The organism is Sedimentibacter sp. MB31-C6, from assembly GCF_035934735.1.
In the GTDB taxonomy this organism is placed as follows: Bacteria; Bacillota; Clostridia; order Tissierellales; family Sedimentibacteraceae; genus Sedimentibacter.
In genome coordinates, this window is record NZ_CP142396.1 from 1419476 (window position 1) to 1434695 (window position 15220).

Here is a 15220-nt window from a genome sequence, read left to right on the forward strand (position 1 = left end):
CGATGTTAATATTAAAATATAAAATTTTAATATTTTATTATATCATATATATAAGATGATGAAAAGACTAAATAAAATTTAAGTTTCCCCATTTTCAATTTTTAAAAACTTATGAAGCCACTAATTTAAAGTAGTTGAAGATATCAAATTGTTGTGATTTAATGTTTTTAGGTATAAAGCTTTGAATTCCAACTTTAGTTTTAACTAAAATACTTTCTATAGCATAGCCAATGGCATAGTAAATAAACTTAGGAATGTCATAAATTCTCTTTGAACATTCCTTAAGTTCTTTAAAAAATATACTATCAGCTTTTTCAGATGTCATTATACCAATGTACCCAACAGTAATAGTTGCAAATAGATTAAAATTACGTATAGATTTTAAAGACCAAACTCTAATATCTTCAAAATCAAACTGCTGTTTTTTGAACTTAAAATATTCTTCAATACGCCATCTCGTTAAATACACTTTAGTTACTATAAGCGATATCTTTTTCTTTTCAGATGATTTTAAATTTGTAAGTAACATCATAGGAATCTGTCCAAAACCGTAAACTACTATTAAGGTTAATTCTTGTTTTGGAAATTCGCATAAACTAACAGGGATATAACTAATTTTACAGTCAATATTTTTTTTATTTTTTCCCTTGAATTTTAAACAATAATTACCTTTATACTTACTAACTACATCAAGAACATTTTGAGTTTTATCATTATAGATAACATTACGATTCATTTTTATACGTATTACAAAACGTTCTTTATTCTTAATAAAATATCTAAAATATTCATTTGCATCAAAGCCTCTATCTAATGTCCTTATGCATTTGTTTCCAAAATTTTCGCTAAGTGACTTTAAACATTTAATATTTTCATGAGTTTCACTGATAAATCCCTTTTCTTCTGCTGAAAATACTTTTTCATAAACGGGAAGAGGCATTTTTCTATTAGAAGTTAATACAGCAGCTTCGATTGTTTGGTACCCCTTTACTATTTTACCGGTACTACCGTCACGTACGTCAGCTAAAGCTTCTAACTTTTTACTGCATGGTTTTGCTATGTCTGAATTATCAACGACAATTACAGAATAATCATCTTTAATATTTTGTTTAACTATATCAACATAATTTTCCATAACCTGATCACCATCATCAAAATCATGAAGATTTCTTGACAAACGTTCAATAGTTTTTTTAAGAGTTATAGATTCTTTTAAAGAACGTGCAATTTCACTTAAATGAGTTTTATTTCCTTCGAGTAAACCGTAAATCATCTGTGTTAAGAACTTTATTTTAGGACGTTTTAAACCAGTAGAAATTTTATTTGAAAAATTTGAAATATCCCGTTTTAATTCATAAGCTAATCTGTTATAATTAATCATGCAAGAATGCTCCTTTGTTTAGTTTTTGGTTGCACATTAATTATAACATATAGGTGAGCATTTTTGCATTTTTTATTGTAAAATCAACAAATCTGTGTTTAACATTTTATTTTTTTTCTTAAATTGTGGATAACTAATATTATTTTCATTCTTTTATTTTAATCATGGTCTTGAAAAAATGGGGAAACTTAAATAAATAAAAGTGTAAAATAACTAATTTGTGAAAATATTATCGTGACAATTAATATGTTTATGATGTATAATTGTAAGTAGTATTAATATTATTAAGAGGGTATAAAATTGATTGGTGAAAAAATAAGAACTATTAGAAAAAGAAAAAATTTGACTATCGTAGAGGTATCTGAAAAAATTAATGTTACTCCAGGTTATATATCACAAATTGAAAGAGATCTTATTTCGCCTTCTCTGGCAGTTTTAAGAAGATTATCAGATGCTTTGGATGTTTCATTATCTGATTTATTTAATGATGAAACACAAGATGATGTAGTTACAATTTTAGAAAAAGGACGAACTAAAGTTAAGTTTGGTAATATTAATGTTGAATTAGAATTTATAACACCTATCTTAAAAAATAAAAGTAAATCTGCAAATTTAGAAGCATTTTTATTTAAATTACCATCAAAAACCTGGCTTAGTGAACAAAAAATATTACATGAGGCAAAAGAATGTATTTATGTTTTAAAGGGAAAAATAGAATGTCATATATGTGATAAAATTTACACAATATCAAAAGGAGACAGTATTTGTGTTTCTGAAAATAATGAGCATTTGATTTTTAACTGTGATAATGACGAAACTGAAGCGTTGTGTATAATCTCACCTGCAATACATTTATAATATTCCTTGACAAGGTAATTATACTATAATATATTAATTATAGTGACATCGTGTGTAACTCTCGTCTCTAATATTAGAGACGAGAGTTTTTATGATAAAATTTATGCAAATGAGATTATGATATCATAAGATTATGGAGGGGAATATGTTAGATATTAAAAGAATTAGAAATAATTCACGAGAAGTAGAAAATTTATTAAAAAGAAGAAATCCAGATTTAAGCCTTGATAAAATTTTAAAATTAGACAAAGAAAGAAGAAAAAAGCTTGTTGAAACAGAAAATATGAAGGCTGAGCAAAACAAAGTATCTAAACAAATACCAATGATGAAAAAGGAAGGAAAGGATGTTACATTAATACTTCAAAATATGAAAGAGCTTGCTGGAAAAGTAAAAGCTAAAGATAATGAGTTAAAAGAAATCGATGATAAAATAGAACAAGAACTATTAACTATTCCAAACATACCAAATCCAGATATAATACTTGGTTTATCAGATGAAAATAATAAGGAAGTTAGAAAATGGGGAGAGCCTACAAAATTTAATTTTGAACCAAAAACTCATTGGGATTTGGGAGTTGATTTAAATATTTTAGATTTTGAAAGAGCAACGAAAATTACTGGAACTCGTTTTTCTATGTTTAAAGGAGTTGGAGCAAGATTTGAAAGAGCGATAATAGCATATATGTTAGATAAACATACATTAGATCATGGATTTACGGAAATAGCACCGCCTCTTATAGTTAATAGGGAAAGCATGATTGGTACAGGTCAATTGCCAAAGTTTGAGGAAGATATGTTCAAGTTAAATCAAAAAGATTATTATCTAATACCAACTGCTGAGGTACCTGTCACTAATATATATAGAAATGAAGTTTTAGATGAAGAAAGTTTACCAGTTTATATGACTGCTTATACTCCTTGCTTTAGAGCAGAAGCAGGTTCTGCTGGAAGAGATACTAGGGGATTAATTAGAAATCATCAATTTGATAAAGTAGAAATGGTTATGTATTCTACTCCAGAGGAATCTTATAAAAAACTTGAAGTATTGACTGGATTTGCAGAAGAAATATTAAAGGGTTTAGGTCTTCCTTATCGTGTGGTAGAGTTATGTACTGGTGATATTGGGTTTAGTTCTGCTAAAACATATGATTTAGAAGTATGGATGCCTAGTTACAACAGATATGTTGAAATTTCTTCATGTTCTAATTTTGAGGATTTTCAGGCAAGAAGAGCTAACATAAAATTTAGACCTAAAAATAAAGGAAAGTTAGAATTTATTCATACATTAAACGGTTCAGGATTAGCGGTTGGAAGAACTTTTGCTGCAATATTAGAAAATTATCAGCAAGAAGATGGAACTATAATAATACCAGAAGCGTTAAGACCATATATGAGAGGAATAGAAAAAATTTAAAGCATATAAAAAGCAATTAATTGGTTAAAGTTATAATAATTCAACCAATTAATTGCCATTTTGTTAACTAAATACGGTTATTAAGTTCTTTTAAAACTTTTATTCCTCGATTATTAATTTTACTTCCACCTCTTCCACGTGTCATTTTTATTAAACCTAAATTGCTTAAGTCTATTAAAATATTTCGTACTTCTTGTTGAGTGAGAAAAATACCATTAGTTTCGGCCATTTCAGCTATTGATAAACGTCCTAAGTTAATTTTATTTATAAAACCATCATATAATTTATTTAATACAAAATGATATTCTTCAATGCCATTACCTGCAAGTTGTTCTAGCAGTTCAACATCAAGTTTTATATTTTTATCAATACTGTTATTAGAAATTATTTTAGGATTATTATAAAAACTAGGTGGCAAATCATCATAAAAAATTTCATCTTTATTTAAATAAGTAAAATATTCAACATAATTACGAAGTTCTCTTATATTACCGTTCCAATTATGGGACATGAAAGCATCTATTATTTGCGTAGAAAGAGTAAAATGCCCATTTATTTTATTTTTAAAGTATTCAAATAAAAGTATGATATCATTTCCTCGCTCACTTAAAGGAGGTAGTTGTATTGGCAATGTATTTAAACGATAATATAAATCAGTTCTAAAGCTTCCTTTTGCAACTAAATTCTCCAAACTTTCATTCGAGGTAGCAATTATTCGTACATCTATACTAATTATTTTATTACCACCAACTCTCATAATTTCTCTTTCTTGAATTACACGTAGTAATTTTACTTGCAGAGATGGGCTCATTGCTTCAACTTCATCTAGAAAAATTGTTCCTTTATGTGCAAATTCAAATAGTCCTAGCTTACCTCCCTTACGAGCTCCAGTAAAAGATCCTTCTTCATATCCAAATAACTCACTTTCTAGAAGATTATCTGGCATTGCAGCACAATTTATGGCTATAAAAGGATAATTTCGTCGTTTAGATTCATTATGAATTGCATGTGCAAAGAGTTCTTTACCTGTACCACTTTCTCCTGTTATTAATACAGAGGAATTAGTTTTTGCCATTTTTCTAGCAATGGCGCAAGCCTTTTTAATTGGTTCACTTTCTCCAATTATATCTTCAAATACATACTTTGCTTTATGTCCTTTATTAAGTAATTGTATACGCAAGTTATGTTGTTTTGACTCTTCTTCAGTAAATTTTTGTATAGTTGCAAAAGCTCCAATATATTCATTACTTCGTATAACTGGAGTTACAGATATATTTATATCAACATCATTAACTTTTATCAAATTGTTTTCTATTTTTTTTCTTGTTTTTTTACATTTTTCAAAGGGCAAAAATGGAAATGCTTTTTTAGCAGAATGATCAATAACATTTTCTCTTAAGGTATTAGTTATTTCAAGTGCCTTAGAATTACATGCAAATATAATATCACTTTCATTTACTCCAATAATTCCATCATCTATTATATCCATAAGTATTTCAAATTGGCTTTCCATACGAAGAGATTTTCCAAAGAGCATATCGAAGCTATAATTGTTTGCAGCTATTGAACGAAAGTATTCTTTGAAATTTTGCCTTTCAAGTAAATATTCAAAGTTTAAACGCAAGGCGATTTCTACTACTGTTGCTGAATCAATTACTCTGTGACCTAAATCAATTACAGTCTTTATATCATCAGGTGCATATTGACTTTCACCTACTGTAACTGCAATGTCAAAGCCACTTACAGGCTTCGCTCCTGGATAATACGGTGTAAATTCAATATGATTTATTCCTAATTGATTAAGTCTAGCTATTGATTCACGAACCATTATTTCACTGAGATTTACAAATAAAGCTTTACTTCCCTTTGGAAGTTTCATCAAAGTTTCTAAGTTTTCTTTTGTATAAGTAACTTCAATTTCTACTTTAGGAATGTCAAAGGGTATATTGATTTTGAGGTCAGCAATACTATTAAATGCATCAGTAGTTATAATAAAAATATCTGAATTTTCAATATTTTTGATAGAACCATCTAATAAACTATAAGACGATGTAACTACAAATTCGCCAAAAAGGTCTTTAATTTGATTTTCATAAAATTTAGAAGCACTATAAGTTAAAGTTACGATAGAAATTCTTTTTTTAATAACATTCACCCTTTCAAGTTTATATCATTATGTTAAGTCATTTTTAAAACAATGTCAATAAACTATAATTTTCTAGAAAAATCTTATTGTTATTATTTTTGGCATAATAATTGCTTGTTATATTAACATAGATTAAAAAGAATAAGTTGAAAATGTCATCAAAATTTTAGTAATCTAGAAATTATTTGGAGGGTAATATGACGAAAGAAGTAAAAGACGGAATATTGTATTTTGATGGGTGTAACTCAGTAGAATTAGTTGAAAAATATGGAACACCTTTATATGTTATGAGTGAAACTGCAATTGTAGAAAAATGCAAAGAAATACAAAATACATTTTTACAAAAATATGAAAGAACAAGAGCTGCATATGCTTCAAAAGCTTTTTTGACACTTGCAATGTGTAAAATAATTGAGAGAGAAGGCCTTTGTATAGATGTAGTTTCGGGAGGAGAGTTATATACTGCTATTAAAGCTAACTTTCCGCCAGAGAGAATTGAATTTAATGGAAATAATAAAACTCTTGAAGAATTAGAACTTGCAATTGATTATAATATAGGAAGAATAATTATTGATGGTTTAGATGAATTAAGTTTAATAGAAAACATTTGTAAAGAAAAAAATAAAAAGATAAATGTCCTTTATAGAATAACTCCAGGGGTAAAAAGTGATTCTCATGATTACATAATCACTGGTAAAAAGGATTCAAAGTTTGGAATACCTTTAGATGATGAAATTATATATGCATCTATAGAAAAGGCTGTTAAGTCAGACTATGTAAAGTTTATGGGATTTCATTTCCATGTAGGCTCACAACTTCATGACAATGCATCTCATTTAAAAGCTTTGGACACTTCTTTAAAACTTATAAAGGAAACAAAGGATAGATATGGTTATGTTACACCAGAAATAAATATTGGAGGAGGATTTGGAATAAAATATACAGATTCTGATGAACCGAAATCCTATTCATATTTTTTAGATCCTATGATGGATAAAATAGAAAGCTTTTCAAAAGAAATAAACATTCAAAGGCCAGAAGTAGTAATAGAACCTGGTAGAAGTATAATAGGAGAAGCAGGTATTACATTATATACAGTTGGTACAATAAAAAATATACCTGGTATAAGGAAATATGTTTCTGTAGATGGAGGAATGACAGATAATATCAGACCAGCATTATATCAAGCAAAATATGAAGGTTTAGCGGCAAACAAAGCTGATAAATCTAAAACAGAAGTAGTTACTATATGCGGAAAATGCTGCGAATCAGGAGATATATTAATAAAAGATGCTAAAGTTGCTCAACTAGAGAGGGGAGATATTTTTGCAGTATTCTCTACTGGTGCATATGGATACACAATGGCAAGTAACTATAATAAAAATCCTATCCCAGCTGTAGTTTTAACAAAGGAAGGAAAACATCAACTTATAGTAAAAAGACAAAGTTATGATGATATGATACAAAATGAGTTGTTTTAGATTTGTTTTAAACGAATATTCTTCGTTTATAATAAATAATATTATTAAGGAGGTGAAAATGTGGAATTTACAAAAATTCAAGGAGCAGGTAATGACTTTATAATTATCAACAATATGAAACAACAATTACCTATAGAAAAGTTGCCATTAATTGCAAAAAAAATATGCACTAGAAAAGTATCGATAGGAGCAGATGGGTTTATGGCAATAGATTTTCCTGAAGGTCAAGATGCAGATTTTAAAATGCGTTTTTATAATTCTGATGGAAGTCTTGGAGAAATGTGTGGTAATGGAGCAAGATGCATTGCCAGATACGCTTATTTAAATAAGATAGCAGGTAAAAAAATGACATTTGAGACACCTGCTGGAATAGTGGTAGCTGAAATAGAAGATGGAAGGCTTGTAAGGGTAAAACTCAACAAACCAGAAGTAGTTAAAGTTAATTCTGATGTTGAAATTGATGGAGTAAGATATGATTGCGCTTATATCGAACTAGGAAATCCAGGTATACCTCATGCTGTTGTAAAATATCCAGGGTTGAAGGATATAGAAGTAAGTAAAATATTAGATTTGGGAAGAAAAATAAGATATTATAAAGATTTCCCTAAAGGAGCAAATGTAAACTTTTTCGAGATGGTAGACGATGCTACAGCAATTGTTAAAACTTATGAAAGAGGTGTTGAGGATTTTACATTGGCTTGTGGTACAGGATCAGGATCAACAGCTGCGGCACTTTTGTTAAAAGGTTATGTAAATACTAATAAAATAAAAATTGTTGTTCCAGGAGGAGAGTTATTTATAGAAATGAAAATTAATAACAACTCAATAGATGAACTCTTTCTAATTGGTGATACTAATATTATTGCAATAGGACAAGTAATAGATGAAGATTTGGTTATGTAATATTTTATGATTATATGTATATGTCATTATTATATCCATTCAGGTATTAAGCTAACAACAATTATTAAATAATTTTCGAAAGGAAGTATTATAATGAACACATCAAAAAAAACGATATGGGAAAACTACCGGTTTCCTATTATATTAATTGTATCAATTGTATTAGGTAGTATTATAGGTCTTGTTTTTAAGGAAAAGGCAATAGTACTTAAACCTTTCGGTGATATTTTTCTTAATTTAATGTTTACAGCAGTAACTCCACTTGTATTTGTTACTATAGCTGGAGCAGTTGGTAATATGGTAAATATGAAAAGATTAGGAAAAATTTTAGGGAACTTATTTTTAACATTCGTAGTTACGGGATTAATTGCTGCTGTAATAATTATTATAATGGTTAAAGTATTCCCTCCAGCAGAAGGTGTTGATATAGCATTTGAATCTGCAACAGAACTAGAAAAACTGTCATTTGCCGATCAAGTTGTTAAGGCTTTAACTGTTGATGACTTCACTAAGTTATTATCTAGATCTAATATGTTGCCTTTAATTGTATTTTCTATATTATTTGGCTTCTGTGTAAGTTCTGTAGGTGGCGAAAATAACATTATAGCTAGAGGTTTAGAAGCACTTTCTAATGTAATGATGAAGTTTGTAGGCATTATTATGCTTTATGCTCCAATCGGATTAGGTGCTTATTTTGCTAGCTTAATTGGTGAATTTGGTCCACAGCTTTTAGGTGCATATGGAAGAGCAATGCTTGTATACTATCCATTATGTATAATATATTTCTTTGTTGCTTTTGCGGGATATTCATATTTTGCTGGAGGAAAGTTAGGTGTAAAAACTTTCTTTAGTAATATATTAGAACCAGCTGTAACATCATTGGCTACACAAAGTTCTATAGCTTCAATGCCCGTTAATTTGGAAGCTACAGAGCGTATGGGTGTACCTAAGGATATACGTGAAATAGTATTGCCTATAGGTGCAACTATGCATATGGATGGAACGGTATTGTCTTCTATTTTAAAAATTTCTTTTCTATTTGGTATATTTGGTCAGGAATTCGCAGGAATGGGTACTTATATTACTGCAGTATTAATTTCTATCCTTGGAGGGGTTGTTATGTCTGGTGTTCCAGGAGGTGGACTTATTGGAGAGATGCTAATAGTTAACTTATTTGGATTTCCACCAGAAGCATTTCCTATTATTGCAACTATAGGATTTCTTGTAGATCCACCGGCAACATGTTTAAATTGTACTGGTGATGCAGTTGCCTCCATGATAGTTACAAGAATGGTAGAAGGTAAAGACTGGTTAAAAAATGGTATGAATAAAATAAGTATTTCTAAGACTGAATAATAGAGTTAATTGTATAGGAGAAAACTTACAGTAAATAATTAACAGTAAGTTTTCTCATTTAAATAATGCATTTTTTGACAAAATATTATATAATTGAAGCATAATAGATTGGAGGAGTTATATGAGAAGAATTAGAAAGATATTATCCTTGTGCCTAATCGTAATTATGCTCTCAAATACAGTAATATTTGGAGAAATCAATGTTAACAATAATATTAAAGGTGCATTGTTGGGTGATTTAGAAACTGGTGAAATATTATATGAATACAACATAGATGAACAGCTCGCAATGGCTAGTATTACCAAATTAATGACATATTTATTGATGATGGAAGCTGTTGAAGAAGAAAAAATATCATTAAATGATGATGTTGTTATTAGTGGTCATGCTGCTTCTACAGAAGGAAGTAGTTTTGGAATTTTATCAGGTGAAACTTTAAGTTTAGATACACTAGTAAAGGGAATGCTTATAGTATCTGGAAATGATTGTGCAACTGCTATAGCAGAACATGTAGGTGGCACTGTAGATAATTTTGTTAATATGATGAATGAAAAAGCTTCAGAGCTAGGATTGTTGTCAGCAAGTTTTATTAATCCTCATGGATTACCTATAAATGATGCGGAAACAGGTCAAAATCATATGTCAATCTCAGACATATACAAGCTTGTTAGGCATATATTGACTAATTATCCTAAATTATTGGAAATTACAAAACAGCAAGAACTCATAATAGAAGAAAGAAATTATCAAAAAGAAGCAACTAATCCTTTATTGACTGTTTTAGAAGGTGTAGATGGTCTCAAAACCGGCTATACAGATAAAGCTGGTTTGTGCCTTGTATCAACATTACCAGTAACTGGAAATGGACAAGACTATAGGCTTATTGCTATAATTATGGGAGCTCAAACACATGAAGAAAGAATAAATAAGTCAACAGAACTTTTAAAGTATGGAATGAACAATTATAGTCAACAAAAACTTGTCGATATGTCACAACCAATTGATAAAGTTTATATTTCTAATTCGAAAAAAGGTAAAATAGATGTGTTTCCAGCAACCGATTTAAATAAAATGGTAGGCAATGAGGACATCGTAAAAATTGAAGTGACGTATAATGATACTGTAAATGCACCATTAATTAAAGGTGATAAAATAGGTACAATAAGCGTATATATAAATGAAGAGGAAACAAAACAAATCGATGCTGTAGTTGGTGAAGATGTAAAGAAAGCAAATATTTTTATAAGGATTTATAGATTTTTATTGAACATTTTTGGAAATTAGTGAGTTTATTTTACTAAATATTATATTTTAAAAAAATGAAAAAAATTCAATAAATTAATTTGTAAATTATTCATTAAATATACATTTAAACAATTCATAAAGTTTGAAAATTTAGTTATTGATATATTAATATATTGTTATGAATTGTTAAAAATTAATAAAAAATAATAAGCATATCAATTTATAAAGTGTATAAATATAAATAAAATCATAATATTATATTATTTCAATGTATTGACAAGTAATATTATTTAGTGTAAAATTCTCGTTACAAGTAAATATTATAATAAATGTGCATCTGTAGCTCAGTAGGATAGAGCAGTGCCCTCCTAAGGCATGTGTCGGGGGTTCGACTCCTCTCAGGTGCACCAATTTTTATATTACAGGAAAACGAATTCACAAGTTGGAATATATATTAGTATATACTAATTATATTATAAATTAAAATTAGGAGGGAAAGATGAAAAAATTAATATCTTTAATTTTAGTATTAACACTGATATTAACAGCATGTGGAACAACAGAGCCTTCAGGTACAGACGATTCTATACAAAAAGAGGATTCTACAGGTGAAGATATTACAGAAGGCGGTAAGTACGCTGAAAAACAAGTTTATAAAACGGTATATGCTGAAGAAATTACAACTATAAATTATTTAACTACTACAACATATGTTGAATTACAACTTGCTGCTAATTTGGTAGACACTTTAGTTGACTATGATAAATATGGAGTAGTACAGCCGGATTTGGCAGAAACATGGGAAGTGTCAGATGATGGGTTGACATGGACATTCCACTTAAGAAAAAAGGTAAAGTGGGTTGATTTTGAAGGAAACGAAGTAGCTGAAACAACTGCAAATGACTTTGTTAGCGCAGCTCAATATATACTAAAACCAGAAAATGAATCAGCAACAGCTAACATGTTCTATAGTGTAATAAAGAATGCAGAAGAATATTTCAATGGTGAAATAACAGATTTTTCAGAAGTTGGCGTGAAAGCGATAGATGAGTATACTTTAGAATATAAATTAAAAGAACCTGTTCCATATTTTGAGTCAATGTTAACTTATGTATGCTTTTTTCCTGCCTATGGCCCATTTTTAGAAGAAATGGGAGACCAATTTGGTACAGCCAATTCAGCATTATTATATAATGGTGCTTATCTTTTGTCGGAGTTTGAACCTCAAATGCATAGAATACTTAAGAAAAATCCGACATATTGGGATTCAGAAAACGTATACATTACAGAATTAAATTATAAATATAATAAAGAAGCAACAGCTCTTGCTGGAGAAATGTACAAACGTGGTGAGGTTTCAGATGTTATAATTCCACCTGCAAGTCTTGATGAATGGATGAATGACTCAGAGTTAAAAGAACATGTTAGACCAGACAGGCTTGGAACTTACACATATTTCTATGCTTTTAATTTTGATCCAAAATTTGATGCAGAATATGATCCTGAAAACTGGAAAATAGCTGTTAATAATACGAATTTCCGTAAATCAATTATGTCAGCATTTAACAGAGTTGCAGCAATGACGACTCAAGATCCATATAATCCTGAATATAGAATTATAAATACTATTACACCACCAGAATTTACTTCACAAAATGGAGTAGATTTTACATCTATAGGTGATTTGGCAGTAATATCAGACAAAGACTTTTATAATGAAGAAGAAGCTCTTAGTTATAAAGAAAAAGCAGTTCAAGAACTTACAGAAAATGGAGTTACTTTTCCAGTAAAAATATTGATGCCTTATAATACAAACAGTACATCTTGGGCAAATGAAGCACAGGTCGTTAAACAACAATTAGAAACATTACTAGGAAATGATTATTTGGAAATAACATTATTACCACATGCTCCAACAGGTTTTCTTGATGGAACGAGAAGAGCTGGAAATTACTCATTGATGCAAGTAAATTGGGGCCCTGATTATGCAGACCCACAAACATATACAGATCCATTTGCTCGTGGCGGAACATATAATTTCCCTGAATACACTACAGATGTAGATGATGAAGGAAATAATATTTTCGAAACATATGAAGCTTTGTTGGAAGAAGCTAAAAGCGAATATATTGATTTAACTAGGCGATATGAATTATTTGCTGAAGCAGAAGCATTACTTATAAATAACGCATTTGTTATCCCATTTTGTGTAAGTGGTGGAGATGGATATGTTGCGTCCCAGGTACATCCTTTTGAATCGCAATTTGCTCCATTTGGAATATCTAGGGACAGATGGAAAGGTCAAAAACTTCTTGTGAGACCTTTGAATACAGAAGAATTTAACGCAGCTTACGAACAGTGGAAAATTGAACGTGATGAAGCTTTAAAAGAAGCTAATTAAGATAGATTATTAGGATAGCAGTGAAGAATCTCATAAATGTTGAAATATGAGATTCTTCGTCTTTAAATCATAATTAAATAATGGGAAATTAAAATTAAAGAAAGCGAGGGCGTTAATGCATGAAATATTATGTAACTAGGCTCTTAAGATCCTTTTTAACGTTAATTATTGTTGTTACCATAGTTTTTTTACTAATGCGTATGATGCCTATTGAAGGATATTTTGGTGCTAGTTTTGATAAGTTAGATGAAGGTCAAAAGATAGCTAAATTACAAAATTTAGGCTTGTTAGATCCTTGGTATATACAGTTGAAAAATTTCTATGGTGATTTATTACAAGGAGACTTAGGAGAATCCATAACCTATAGACCTAAGGTAGCTATTTCATCTATACTTGGCGACAAAATTATTACATCAGTACGTTTTGGATTAGCTTCATTAGGAGTATCAATAGTAGTTGGACTAAGCATGGGTATTTTAATGGCTAGATACAAAGGAAAGGCGTGGGATAAGTTTGGTACTGTATATGTAGTAGGAGCAAATGCAGTGCCTGCAGTTATTTATTTCCTGCTTATACAGGTGTTTTTGACAGATTTGTTTAAGTTACCTCTTTTGTATGATAAATTAGACCCAAAAAGTTGGATATTACCTATTCTTTGCCTATCTATTGTTAATATAGCTTATTATGCTATGTGGATAAGGCGATATATGGTTGATGAATTAAACAAAGATTACGTAAAATTAGCTAGGGCAAAGGGCCTTAAAAGTAAAGATATAATGGTTAAACATATTTTACGTAATGCATTTGTCCCTTTGGCACAATATTTGCCTGCATCAATATTATATGCAGTTTCTGGCTCAATATATGTTGAATCATTATTCTCCATACCAGGAACAGGAGGACTTTTAGTAACTGCTATACAAAGGCAGGACAACACTTTAGTTCAAGCATTAGTTCTTATGTATTCATCTATTGGGATAATAGGATTAATGTTAGGAGATATATTAATGGGCATTTTTGACCCTAGAATTAAATTAGGTAGTAAAGGAGGTTCTAGATAATGACAAGTAAAAAATTAATTAATAAAATGGCAGATAATATAGACCCCTCCTTATTTGAATTTGCAGAATACGATGAATCACAATCAGAATTAATTGGATATTCTAATTATTCTTTTTGGAGATCAACATTTCAAGTTTTTATTAAAAACAAGGTTGCTGTTGTACTTTTAATTTTAATAGCTGTTGTTGTAATGTTTACTTTATTACAGCCTTTATTACCAAATCAAAAAAGTCCAACTCAAATATATAATAATCCTGAAACAGGACTTCAGTATCATAATGAAAAACCTAGTAAGGAATTTTGGTTTGGTACTAATTCTATCGGTCAAGATTTGTGGGCAAGAGTATGGAGTGGTACTAGAACATCTCTTTTTATAGGACTTGCTGTAGGTATATTTGAAGCTATAGTAGGTATAACTATTGGAGCTTTGTGGGGGTATGTAAGAAAACTTGATGCAATAATCACCGAAATATATAATGTTTGGGATAATATACCTACTACAGTAGTTTTAATTATATTAACATATATTATGAAACCAAGTATACCAACTATTATATTTGCCATGTGTATGACTGGTTGGCTTCAAATGGCTAGATTTGTACGTAATTTAATAATTATTATAAGAGACAGAGAATATAATTTAGCATCTAGATGTTTAGGAACACCAACAAGCAGAATTATAACTAAAAATCTTTTGCCTTATTTGGTATCTGTTATAATGTTGAGAATGTCTTTAGCAATACCGTTGGCTATAGGAAATGAAATATTTCTATCATATATAGGAATGGGACTTCCATTAGATATACCATCTCTTGGTAATTTAATTAATGAAGGTAGAATGATAATGATGAATCCAGAATCAAGATATCAATTATTTTTTCCAGCTTTAATTATATCTATTGTAACAATTTCGTTCTATGTTATAGGTAATGTGTTTGCAGATTCTGCTGACCCGAGAAATCATGTGTAGGA

11 protein-coding genes and 1 tRNA gene are annotated in these 15220 nt (G+C 29.5%); 10 read left to right on the plus strand and 2 right to left on the minus strand.

Annotated elements, in window-relative coordinates; translation table 11 throughout:
* Nucleotides 1–109: 109 nt before the first annotated feature.
* Nucleotides 110–1381, minus strand: coding sequence for a transposase (locus tag U8307_RS06775; RefSeq protein ID WP_326907343.1), 1272 nt, complete (start codon nucleotides 1379–1381; stop codon nucleotides 110–112).
* A gap of 300 nt (nucleotides 1382–1681) precedes the next feature.
* Here U8307_RS06775 and U8307_RS06780 point away from each other — a divergent pair, with 300 nt between their 5' ends.
* The gene (locus U8307_RS06780; protein WP_326911348.1) at nucleotides 1682–2239 is read left to right on the plus strand and encodes a helix-turn-helix domain-containing protein; all 558 of its coding nucleotides are present in this window, start codon (nucleotides 1682–1684) and stop codon (nucleotides 2237–2239) included.
* Nucleotides 2240–2384: 145 nt separating this feature from the next.
* The gene (gene serS, locus U8307_RS06785) at nucleotides 2385–3653 is read left to right on the plus strand and encodes a serine--tRNA ligase (RefSeq protein ID WP_326911350.1); all 1269 of its coding nucleotides are present in this window, start codon (nucleotides 2385–2387) and stop codon (nucleotides 3651–3653) included.
* Nucleotides 3654–3720: 67 nt separating this feature from the next.
* Here serS and U8307_RS06790 read toward each other — a convergent pair whose 3' ends face one another.
* Nucleotides 3721–5808 (minus strand): sigma-54 interaction domain-containing protein, encoded by a 2088-nt coding sequence (locus tag U8307_RS06790; protein WP_326911352.1) that lies wholly within the window; start codon nucleotides 5806–5808, stop codon nucleotides 3721–3723.
* 188 nt (nucleotides 5809–5996) lie between these two features.
* Here U8307_RS06790 and lysA point away from each other — a divergent pair, with 188 nt between their 5' ends.
* The 8 genes from lysA (at nucleotide 5997) to U8307_RS06830 (ending at nucleotide 15218) form a co-directional block, all read left to right on the plus strand.
* A complete protein-coding gene (lysA, locus tag U8307_RS06795; protein ID WP_326911354.1) occupies nucleotides 5997–7280 on the plus strand; it encodes a diaminopimelate decarboxylase in 1284 nt (427 codons plus the stop codon).
* 60 nt (nucleotides 7281–7340) lie between these two features.
* Nucleotides 7341–8183 carry a diaminopimelate epimerase gene (gene dapF / locus U8307_RS06800; RefSeq protein WP_326911356.1) on the plus strand — a complete coding sequence of 281 codons (843 nt, stop codon included), beginning with the start codon at nucleotides 7341–7343 and terminating at the stop codon, nucleotides 8181–8183.
* Nucleotides 8184–8276: 93 nt separating this feature from the next.
* Nucleotides 8277–9539 (plus strand): dicarboxylate/amino acid:cation symporter, encoded by a 1263-nt coding sequence (locus tag U8307_RS06805; protein WP_326911358.1) that lies wholly within the window; start codon nucleotides 8277–8279, stop codon nucleotides 9537–9539.
* Nucleotides 9540–9660: 121 nt separating this feature from the next.
* On the plus strand, nucleotides 9661–10824 hold the full coding sequence (locus tag U8307_RS06810; protein WP_326911360.1) for a D-alanyl-D-alanine carboxypeptidase family protein: 1164 nt from the start codon (nucleotides 9661–9663) through the stop codon (nucleotides 10822–10824).
* A 294-nt stretch (nucleotides 10825–11118) separates the two neighbouring features.
* Nucleotides 11119–11195, plus strand: a tRNA-Arg gene (locus U8307_RS06815).
* An 89-nt stretch (nucleotides 11196–11284) separates the two neighbouring features.
* Entirely contained in the window at nucleotides 11285–13186 is a 1902-nt protein-coding gene (locus tag U8307_RS06820) for a peptide ABC transporter substrate-binding protein (RefSeq protein WP_326911362.1), read from the plus strand.
* Between the two features lie 119 nt (nucleotides 13187–13305).
* On the plus strand, nucleotides 13306–14247 hold the full coding sequence (locus U8307_RS06825) for an ABC transporter permease (RefSeq protein ID WP_326911364.1): 942 nt from the start codon (nucleotides 13306–13308) through the stop codon (nucleotides 14245–14247).
* The gene (locus U8307_RS06830) at nucleotides 14247–15218 is read left to right on the plus strand and encodes an ABC transporter permease (protein WP_326911366.1); all 972 of its coding nucleotides are present in this window, start codon (nucleotides 14247–14249) and stop codon (nucleotides 15216–15218) included. Before U8307_RS06825 ends, U8307_RS06830 begins: the two co-directional genes overlap by 1 nt.
* The last annotated feature ends 2 nt before the right edge of the window (nucleotides 15219–15220 follow it).

Bases quoted from the DNA above. Each gene is read 5' to 3' on its own strand.
- lysA (WP_326911354.1), top strand. From the start codon at position 5,997: ATGACGAAAGAAGTAAAAGACGGAATATTGTATTTTGATGGGTGTAAC.
- U8307_RS06830 (WP_326911366.1), top strand. From the start codon at position 14,247: ATGACAAGTAAAAAATTAATTAATAAAATGGCAGATAATATAGACCCC.
- U8307_RS06775 (WP_326907343.1), bottom strand. From the start codon at position 1,381: ATGATTAATTATAACAGATTAGCTTATGAATTAAAACGGGATATTTCA.
- serS (WP_326911350.1), top strand. From the start codon at position 2,385: ATGTTAGATATTAAAAGAATTAGAAATAATTCACGAGAAGTAGAAAAT.
- U8307_RS06820 (WP_326911362.1), top strand. From the start codon at position 11,285: ATGAAAAAATTAATATCTTTAATTTTAGTATTAACACTGATATTAACA.
- U8307_RS06825 (WP_326911364.1), top strand. From the start codon at position 13,306: ATGAAATATTATGTAACTAGGCTCTTAAGATCCTTTTTAACGTTAATT.
- U8307_RS06810 (WP_326911360.1), top strand. From the start codon at position 9,661: ATGAGAAGAATTAGAAAGATATTATCCTTGTGCCTAATCGTAATTATG.
- U8307_RS06805 (WP_326911358.1), top strand. From the start codon at position 8,277: ATGAACACATCAAAAAAAACGATATGGGAAAACTACCGGTTTCCTATT.